General features: G+C 56.4%; 7 protein-coding genes and 1 pseudogene. 3 read left to right on the plus strand and 5 right to left on the minus strand.

Annotated features, from left to right (window positions below):
* From AC630_RS46580 to AC630_RS42350, 5 genes and pseudogenes are all read right to left on the minus strand, one after another.
* Positions 1 to 261, minus strand: a pseudogene (locus tag AC630_RS46580) (hypothetical protein); the annotation flags it as partial.
* A gap of 432 nt (positions 262 to 693) precedes the next feature.
* A complete protein-coding gene (locus AC630_RS42335) occupies positions 694 to 1,788 on the minus strand; it encodes an ABC transporter ATP-binding protein (protein ID WP_074124373.1) in 1,095 nt (364 codons plus the stop codon).
* A gap of 64 nt (positions 1,789 to 1,852) precedes the next feature.
* Complete coding sequence (locus tag AC630_RS42340) at positions 1,853 to 3,073, minus strand: extracellular solute-binding protein (protein ID WP_245330679.1); 1,221 nt, start codon at positions 3,071 to 3,073, stop codon at positions 1,853 to 1,855.
* Between the two features lie 147 nt (positions 3,074 to 3,220).
* Positions 3,221 to 4,048: a carbohydrate ABC transporter permease gene (locus tag AC630_RS42345; protein WP_074124381.1), complete on the minus strand. Its 828-nt coding sequence runs from the start codon at positions 4,046 to 4,048 to the stop codon at positions 3,221 to 3,223.
* 8 nt (positions 4,049 to 4,056) lie between these two features.
* Positions 4,057 to 4,905, minus strand: coding sequence for a carbohydrate ABC transporter permease (locus AC630_RS42350; protein WP_245330680.1), 849 nt, complete (start codon positions 4,903 to 4,905; stop codon positions 4,057 to 4,059).
* 157 nt (positions 4,906 to 5,062) lie between these two features.
* On the opposite strand from AC630_RS42350, the gene AC630_RS42355 reads away from it, so the two are divergent.
* The 3 genes from AC630_RS42355 to AC630_RS42365 form a co-directional block, all read left to right on the plus strand.
* The gene (locus AC630_RS42355) at positions 5,063 to 5,836 is read left to right on the plus strand and encodes a GntR family transcriptional regulator (RefSeq protein WP_143198789.1); all 774 of its coding nucleotides are present in this window, start codon (positions 5,063 to 5,065) and stop codon (positions 5,834 to 5,836) included.
* Between the two features lie 410 nt (positions 5,837 to 6,246).
* Entirely contained in the window at positions 6,247 to 7,128 is an 882-nt protein-coding gene (locus tag AC630_RS42360; protein ID WP_074124379.1) for a transglutaminase family protein, read from the plus strand.
* 143 nt (positions 7,129 to 7,271) lie between these two features.
* Positions 7,272 to 7,926 (plus strand): transglutaminase-like domain-containing protein (locus tag AC630_RS42365; protein WP_074124384.1); only part of this gene is annotated, 655 nt, incomplete at its 3' end.

Below are 7,926 nucleotides of genomic sequence, written 5' to 3' on the forward strand. Positions count from 1 at the left end.
GACGGTCAGATAACTTAAGATCGCGCCCGCAGCCGTAAAGGCAACGAGTTGAGCGCAGGCCGTAGCAAGCTCAGCGATACGCCGATCCGGCCTCAGCCTCGTGTAAACAAAGGCGAGCAGAGCGGCCGCGCAGAAAGTAATCGCTTTCGTTGGGTCGATAGCCACCGACATCCCAGCCGCGCGAAGCCATATAAAGTCGATGGCTGCGACAATTGCAATTGCGATCCACAAGAGTCGAATTTCGCTGAGTTGATTTGTCACACCGGCCCCTTACCCGATGGGATAACGGAGTGCGCACATCCACGCATCGTGGGGCGCCGCTCACAAATTGTTAAGCATCAGTAAGACCGCGAGACACTGCTTTCATTCCGCGTCACTCTACCGATCCATGGCTACGTTCGGGAGCCGTGAAGCCCTCTCAGAGTATCAGTATCTGGATTCCTCTAATAGTTTCTTATTTTTCTTGTGCAATTTCAGGGTGTGCGATCAGTAGGTCCCGCGCTGGTCTTGGGTCAGGAATAGAATTTTGATTGCGCATGTTCGCATTGGGTCATTCGCGACGAACCCCACCGATCATGACCGACATCCGATGTCCGCTTCGTCCCACTTGCGACCGAAACGGCGTGGCACCGCAATATGTCGCGAAGGGCCAGGAACGGAAGTTGCGCGTAACCTCCTCGATGTGCTCGTTACTCATCGGATCGCCACTTCGGTTATTGGGTCGAAGAAGTGCAGGCGTTCTGGTTGAACCGAGAGCGGAATCGTTTCGCCAACCGTGAAAGGGACCTGCGGGTCGACACGCGCGACGGCTACCCGGGCATCTCCGACGCTTGTTTCAAGGATGATTTCAGAACCCAGTTGCTCAACCACTTCGACACCGGCATTGAAGCAGCATTGCGAAATCTCGTTACCGAGCGAGAGATGCTCGGGGCGCATACCCATGAATACCTTCTTGCCCCGCCAGGAAGCCAGCGCCCGATTGTTTGCCGATGGCAGAGCGAGCCGCAAGAACGGTGCGTCGGCGAAAAGACTGGACCCCTCTTCACTGATCTTCACGCTGAGGAAGTTCATCGATGGAGCACCGATGAAGCCTGCGACGAACTTGTTCGCCGGGTTGCCATAGACCTCGAGTGGCGTCCCCACCTGCTGAACGCGTCCATCCATCATCACCACGACCCTATCGCCCAAGGTCATGGCCTCGACCTGATCGTGGGTCACGAACACCGAGGTCGTCGGCACGCGACTGCGCAAGCGCTTGATCTCCAGACGCATCTGGGTGCGCAATTTCGCATCGAGGTTGGACAACGGCTCGTCGAATAGAAATACCTTTGGATTTCGCACGATACAGCGGCCCAAAGCCACGCGTTGTTGCTGCCCTCCGGAAAGCTGGCGCGGCTTGCGCTGCAACAATTCGTTCAAACCGAGGATGCCGACCGCACGGTCGATCTCCTTCTTGATCTTGTCTTCGGCCACCTTCTTGTTGCGCAGCCCGAACGCGAGGTTGTCGTAGACACTCATGTGCTGGTACAGCGCATAATTCTGGAACACCATGGCCACGTCGCGATCCCTCGGCGGCAGAGCGTTCACAACCCGGTCACCGATTCGGATTTCGCCGGTGCTGATATCCTCAAGTCCCGCGATCATGCGCAACGTGGTCGATTTTCCGCAGCCGGACGGTCCGACCAAGGCGACGAATTCCTCGTCGGCAATGGCAAGATCCACGTCTTTCACCGCGTGATGGATCTCTCCGTAATATTTATTGACTTTGCTGAGTACGACTTCAGACATTCTTTTCGCCGTTTTTTCGCAATGAAGTCCCGCCGCGCACAAGCGCGGCGTGCATTCGCGGCTACTATTTCGCTGCGTTGGTCACCAGGGACGCACCAGCGGCGAGGGCCTTTGGAATGTCTTCGCGGCTGCCAGTCACCGCCTTGATCACCGCATCGGAGAAGGCCTTGTGTACTCCCGGCCATTTCTCGAAGTAGTAAGCTGAGCGCACCTTGTTGGTAACGTCGAGATTGAACTTCTTCAGCTGCTGCATAAACACGTCGTCTTTGGCGATCTTGTCCCACAATTCCTTGTTGGGCGGCGGGGCGCCGGTCCTTTTCCACAACTCGCGTTGACCCTCCTCATCGAGCATCATGTCGGAGAGCATCCGCTTGGCGAGAGCCTTGCGCTCGGCTGGAACGGATTTTGGAATTGCCCAGCCCCAGATGTCGTTCCAGGCCATCGGCTCGTTGCGGTTGGGACCGAGGGGAAAGAAGGTGATGTTGACCTTGCCGGCAACCTTGGACTTCGCCGGATCGTTGAACGTCGCCCAGTAAACTGAATCGCCTACCGTAAAGGCGGCATCGCCCGCCATGAATACTGCATTGGCCTCGTTACGGTCATAAGCAGGCATGCCGCGCGGACTGATCTTGTGGGTATTGATCGCGTCCCACCAGAACTCGGCCGCCTGGCGCATGCACGGTTCCTCAAGCGCCGACTTCCAGTTGTTGGCGGCCAGCTTCGCATTGGCTCGCTCGAAGACCGGCAACAACACGTCGCAATTGTTGCTCCACATCGACCAGAACCAGGTGAACCAGGTATGGTTCATGGCCATGCCGCCGACATAGCCGAACTTCACCTTGCCTTCAGCCTGCAGTTTTTTGCTGATCTTCACCAAATCGTCCAATGTCCTGGGCAATTCGCTCTCGCTGACGAGGTCGGTTCGATAATAGAACACCCCGAAGGTTTGGCCCATTGGCACGACTGTGTTTTGGCCTTGTGCGTTGTTGAAGATGATGCCGGCCATCCCCCATTTGTCCGCGTATTTAAGACTTTCAATATCGTCAGTCGGCTCGAGCAAGTGCGCCCAGAGCTGGCCCCAATCGTCGTTGTGCCAAATGACGTCGTATTGATCTGAATTCGACGTCAGAGACGCCGTCATTTTCTCGACGTAGACACCGTAGGAGTTCGGGATCTTGGTGATCTTGACCCCGTTCTTTGCGCCCCATTTCTCCATCATTGCAATTGACGCGTCTTGAATCGGATTGGGTTGGTACCCAATCCGGAGCTCCTTGTCTTGCGCCATCGCGGCGCCGGCCGTAAGCGAGATCCCGGCCGCGCAGGCGACGACCCAAGTCTTGATGATCGATGTCTTGAACCACTTCATCGCTACCTCCCACTTGGTTGACTCTCTTTTTCTTGTTGCTCTTCACGCAATTGCCGGGCGTCTGCGCTAGATTTTCAGCCCGCGGATGACATATTTCTGTCCGAACAGCGTAAGCACGAATGCCGGCAGCAAGGCCATCACCGCCGTGGCGCTCATCAGATTCCACTGCAGACCCATCTCGCTCACGAATTGCGCCATGACTACGGTAATGACCGGAGTCTTTTGGCCGGTGAGGATGAGTGCAAACAAGAATTCGTTCCAGGTAAACAGCCAGCACAATACCGCCAATGCCGAGATCGCCGGAATGGCCGATGGCAACGCAACGCGCAAAAATGCTCCCCATCGGGTGCAACCATCGATCAACGCGGCATATTCCATTGAGGGATCGATGCCGTCGAAGAAGCCTTTCATGAGCCAGGAAAAGAAGCAGATATGGACCGCAATGTGCGGCAAAAGCAAACCGAGATAGGTGTCGTAGATGCCCCAGCTCTGGGTCACGAAGTACAGCGGCAGCACCCACGAGATATACGGCACGCATCGGAAGACGTAGATCGTGCCAAACCAGGTTCTGGCGATCGGACCGCGGAAGCGCGACAGCATATAGCCGCTCGACACCGTGACCATGAGCGAGAGCACGGTCGCGAGCGTCGCGATCAAACCGCTATTGACGAAGGCGTGCACGATGCGCTCGTCGCGCAGCACCTCCGCAAAATTGCCGAGAGTGAACTCGAGGCCGCGGTGAACATAGTACACACCCGATACCGGTCGCAGCGAGGTGAGGATGAGCCACAGCACCGGGAATATGAACAATAGACACACGGCGAAAACCGCGAGTGCAAAAAAGGCACGCCGTGCGGCAGGCGCGATCTCGGCGAACACTGGTTGTTTCACCATGCCCACGGCTAAACCTTCATCACGCGGTCCATGAGGCGGTAAAGCAGCAGCCCGACCACCAAAATGATGACGGCGCCGACAATGGCCGCTGCCGATCCCTTGCCAAAGTCGAGATTGAGAAAGGCGTGAACGTAAGCGTAGAGGCTGAAAAGCTCCGTCGAACGCGCTGGACCACCGCCGGTCAGCGTCCACACGATGTCGAAAGTACGAAACGCATCGATCGAGCGGATCACCACGCATACGACAATCACCGGACGCAGCATAGGTAACGTCAGGTAGCGAAACACCCGCCACGAGGTCGTGCCGTCAATCGCCGCCGCCTCGAATGGCTCCTTGGGAAGAGATTGCAGACCGGCTAGCAACAGTAACATGAACCACGGCGTCCATAGCCATATATCGGTAAGCAATATGACTCCGAACGCGCTCCAGCGTTGTGCCATCCACGGTTGGCCTTCGATCCCGATCGCTTCAAGCACGACGTTGACGATTCCGAATTGATCATTGAACATCCAACGCATCATGATTGCCGCGATCACAGGGGCGACCATCAGTGGCAGCAACAACATTGTCTGCACCAGCTTCTGGCCACGGAATCCGCGGTTGAGCACGAGCGCGAGACAAAGCCCGATCGCTAGCGCCCCGGCGACGCTCACGGCCATGAATAGGAATGTGTTGGGCAGCACGACCTGCAGGAATGCGGGATCCGTGATGACATCGATGTAGTGAGACAGACCGACCCAGGTTTTTTTCGGGTTGTTCAACGCCCAGTCCCGGAAGCTGGCATTGGCGCCAATCGCAATCGGCAAGACTTGGAACAACGCCATCAAAAGCGCTGCCGGCGTGATCAAAAGAAGCATGAACCGCTCTTGCTCTCCGAACCTCCTGCGCGACTGACCAAGGACCTTCATAAGTCTCAGCCTGGTTGATACCCTGAAAGAAGCCTAAGGCCAATCTGGATTGTTTACAATATAGTTTGATATTATATACATAAGTTCAACGCGAGAAAGCACTGCCATGGCTGCTCGACCCGCCAAGCGAGAACCTGTGACTCGTCCCGTTCGGGCCAGGACACCGCGCGCAGCTCAGGACGAGCTGAATGTCTCCATCCGCAAGCAATCAGTCTCTGACGTGATCGCGAGGAGCTTGGAAGAGGACATTGTTCTCGGCCGACGCTATCCGCGCGAGCGCTTGGTCGAGCAGGATCTATGTGAGCGCTTCAAGACCCATCGGGGGGATGTGCGCCTTGCTCTGTTCGAGCTCGAGAAGAAGGGAATTATCCAGCGTATCCCGAACCGTGGCGCCATCGTTCGCGACCTCACGCCGAAGGAGGTGAGAGAGATCTATGCAGTGCGCGAGGAGTTGGAGGTCATGGCCATCCGCATTCTTCCTTTCCCCGTCGCCAAAAGCGATCTCGATCAACTCGCCGAACTGCAGCGAGAGCACAGCGCAGCGATCGACGTCGGCGACTTGCTCACTGTTTTCTACAGCAATCTGCATTTTCATCAGATGCTGTTCGGCTTGTGCTCAAATACATGCTTGATCGAGGCGATAGAACTGCTCGCGCAAAAAACTTACGGCATTCGGTCATATGCCAATGCGTTTCCCGAAGCCCTCGACCAAGCGCGTCGCGACCACATCGAAATGATCGAAGCGTTGCGGGCCTCGCGCCGCGACGACCTGATTGCGCTCGCGCGACGCCACCTAAAGCCCTCGCAAGAGGCTTATATTCGCGCTTACGAGCGGCGCTTCGGTGACACCAATCTGGCGATCAGGATTCTTGCGAAATAGCGTTCCAGCGAAGAAACGCCGCATAGCACGTCCACATTGGCAACTAACATGCGTCAGAGTCGCGCTAAATGTCGTTAGCCGAGATTACAAATTTAGGGCAGTTGCCACGTCGTATTCTCTCGGTGCTTTGGACCGCCGATTGGACGTCGCTCGATGTCCAAGATGGGTCAGAAACGTCGTTTGGGGGGCAGAAACGTCGTTTGGGCCATGTCCGGTTATCGAGTATTTCCAGGAATGCGGGCCTGCCTTAAATGACATCGCTTGCGCCACGATCTCCGAAGATTTCGCAAATTCTTAGCAAGTTCAGATACTATTCCCGTCGGTCTTCCTTGTTTGGAAAACGACCGCTCCGTGATCCGAGCCAATTATGACCCCTTAACCCTTCGTCGACGAGCATCTGCAACGACATCATGACGATCTTCATCGTCCGGCATATTACAACATATCGGTACAAGCGCGCGATAAGGCTCGGCCGGCATCAATTGATGGCACGCCCGCGGGACAGTTTTGATCAACGACTGATCAATTTTTCGCTCGATGTAACGCCCAAGCCCTCAGAGGTGAGATGGCTTCATGATGTCTTCGGGAATTGCGTTGCGCACGTCGATTTTGACTGTCTGAGCGATCACTTGCGATTCGATTGTATCATCAAGCTCGATCACACTCCGGAGAATGCCCCAGACTTTAGAATTGAAGACTACGCGAAAGACCATCCATTCGCGTATCATGAGGAAGAAGCGTCTGACCTGGCACCGTATGTTCAGAGATGGTTCTCCGACCCGGATGATCATCTCGGTCGATGGCTGGACACGTTTCTCACGCGCGGAACGAGACGCCCGACGGGCCAGGTCTTGATGACGCTCAACGAAGCAATCTCGGATGGATTCGCGTATGACCGCCGCACGGCGCCAGGAACTCAAAGTCCCTCCACAACACTTGAACTCAGGAAAGGCACCTGTCGGGACTTTGCCGTTCTGATGATTGAAGCCGCGCGCACTTTGGGTTTCGCCGCGCGCTTTATCACCGGCTATATCTACGTGCCGGATCGCGACGGACCTACCTGGCTGGGAGGGGGAGCCACCCATGCCTGGTGCCAGATTTACGTCCCCGGTTCCGGCTGGGTCGAGTTCGATCCGACCAATGGAATCGTCGGAAACCGAGATCTGATCCGCGTTGCGGTGGCCAGGGTCCCGAGCCAGGCCATCCCCTTGTTCGGCACGTATTGGGGGGATCGCGAGGATGAGCTTGGGATGAATGTGGAAGTCCACGTCAAAACAGCGTCGGCTTTCTAGTAGGTATTGCTCAACGAAATGGCAGGAACCCAAACACCGCCAGCGCGTTGGGATTTACGCGTATTTGCGCTCACAAGTGTAGCGTTAGCATACACGAGATCGAAGCAGTGGAGCCGATCCAATCGACTTTAGAGGGACGCTGAGTGAGAATCCGGGTCGGCTATGAGATGATCTATGACTTTCCGCAGCCCACGCCCGTGATCGTGGTCATGGGCATTCATTTTACCCGGGCATCAGATGTGATCGTGCCCGATGATCTGACCACCGACCCCCCAGTTTTGATCTCCCCATACCGCGATGGCTTCGGCAATTGGTGCAGCCGTATCGTTGCTCCAACCGGTCAAATGCGCCTGGCGGCTGATGGTATCGTTCGCGACACTGGTCTGCCGGACGTCACTGTGCCCTCGGCTTCGCAACACGCGGTCGAGGACTTGCCAGCAGAGACGATCGTGTATCTTCTTGGCAGTCGCTACTGCGAGACTGATCGGCTTTCCGATGTTGCATGGAAGCTGTTTGAGCAGACAACGCCTGGTTGGGCGCGAGTCCAGGCGATTTGCGATTTCGTTCACAACCACATCGCGTTCGGTTACGAGCATGCGCGCGCGACCATGACGGCGTGGGAAGTGTTCAACGAGCGCAAAGGCGTCTGCCGCGACTACGCGCACCTTGCTATCTCGTTCTGCCGCTGCATGAACATTCCAGCGCGATATTGCACCGGCTATCTCGGTGACATCGGCATGCCGCCGCCGTATGCCGCCGGGGATTTTGCCGGCTGGTTCGAGGCCTACATCGGCGGCC

Origin of the sequence: Bradyrhizobium sp. AS23.2, from assembly GCF_001908185.1 — a bacterium.
Taxonomy (GTDB): domain Bacteria; phylum Pseudomonadota; class Alphaproteobacteria; order Rhizobiales; family Xanthobacteraceae; genus Bradyrhizobium.

Coding starts and splice junctions, on each gene's coding strand:
- AC630_RS42345 (WP_074124381.1), bottom strand. CDS start 4,048: ATGGTGAAACAACCAGTGTTCGCCGAGATCGCGCCTGCCGCACGGCGT.
- AC630_RS42355 (WP_143198789.1), top strand. CDS start 5,063: ATGGCTGCTCGACCCGCCAAGCGAGAACCTGTGACTCGTCCCGTTCGG.
- AC630_RS42350 (WP_245330680.1), bottom strand. CDS start 4,905: ATGCTTCTTTTGATCACGCCGGCAGCGCTTTTGATGGCGTTGTTCCAA.
- AC630_RS42360 (WP_074124379.1), top strand. CDS start 6,247: ATGACGATCTTCATCGTCCGGCATATTACAACATATCGGTACAAGCGC.
- AC630_RS42335 (WP_074124373.1), bottom strand. CDS start 1,788: ATGTCTGAAGTCGTACTCAGCAAAGTCAATAAATATTACGGAGAGATC.
- AC630_RS42340 (WP_245330679.1), bottom strand. CDS start 3,073: ATGGCGCAAGACAAGGAGCTCCGGATTGGGTACCAACCCAATCCGATT.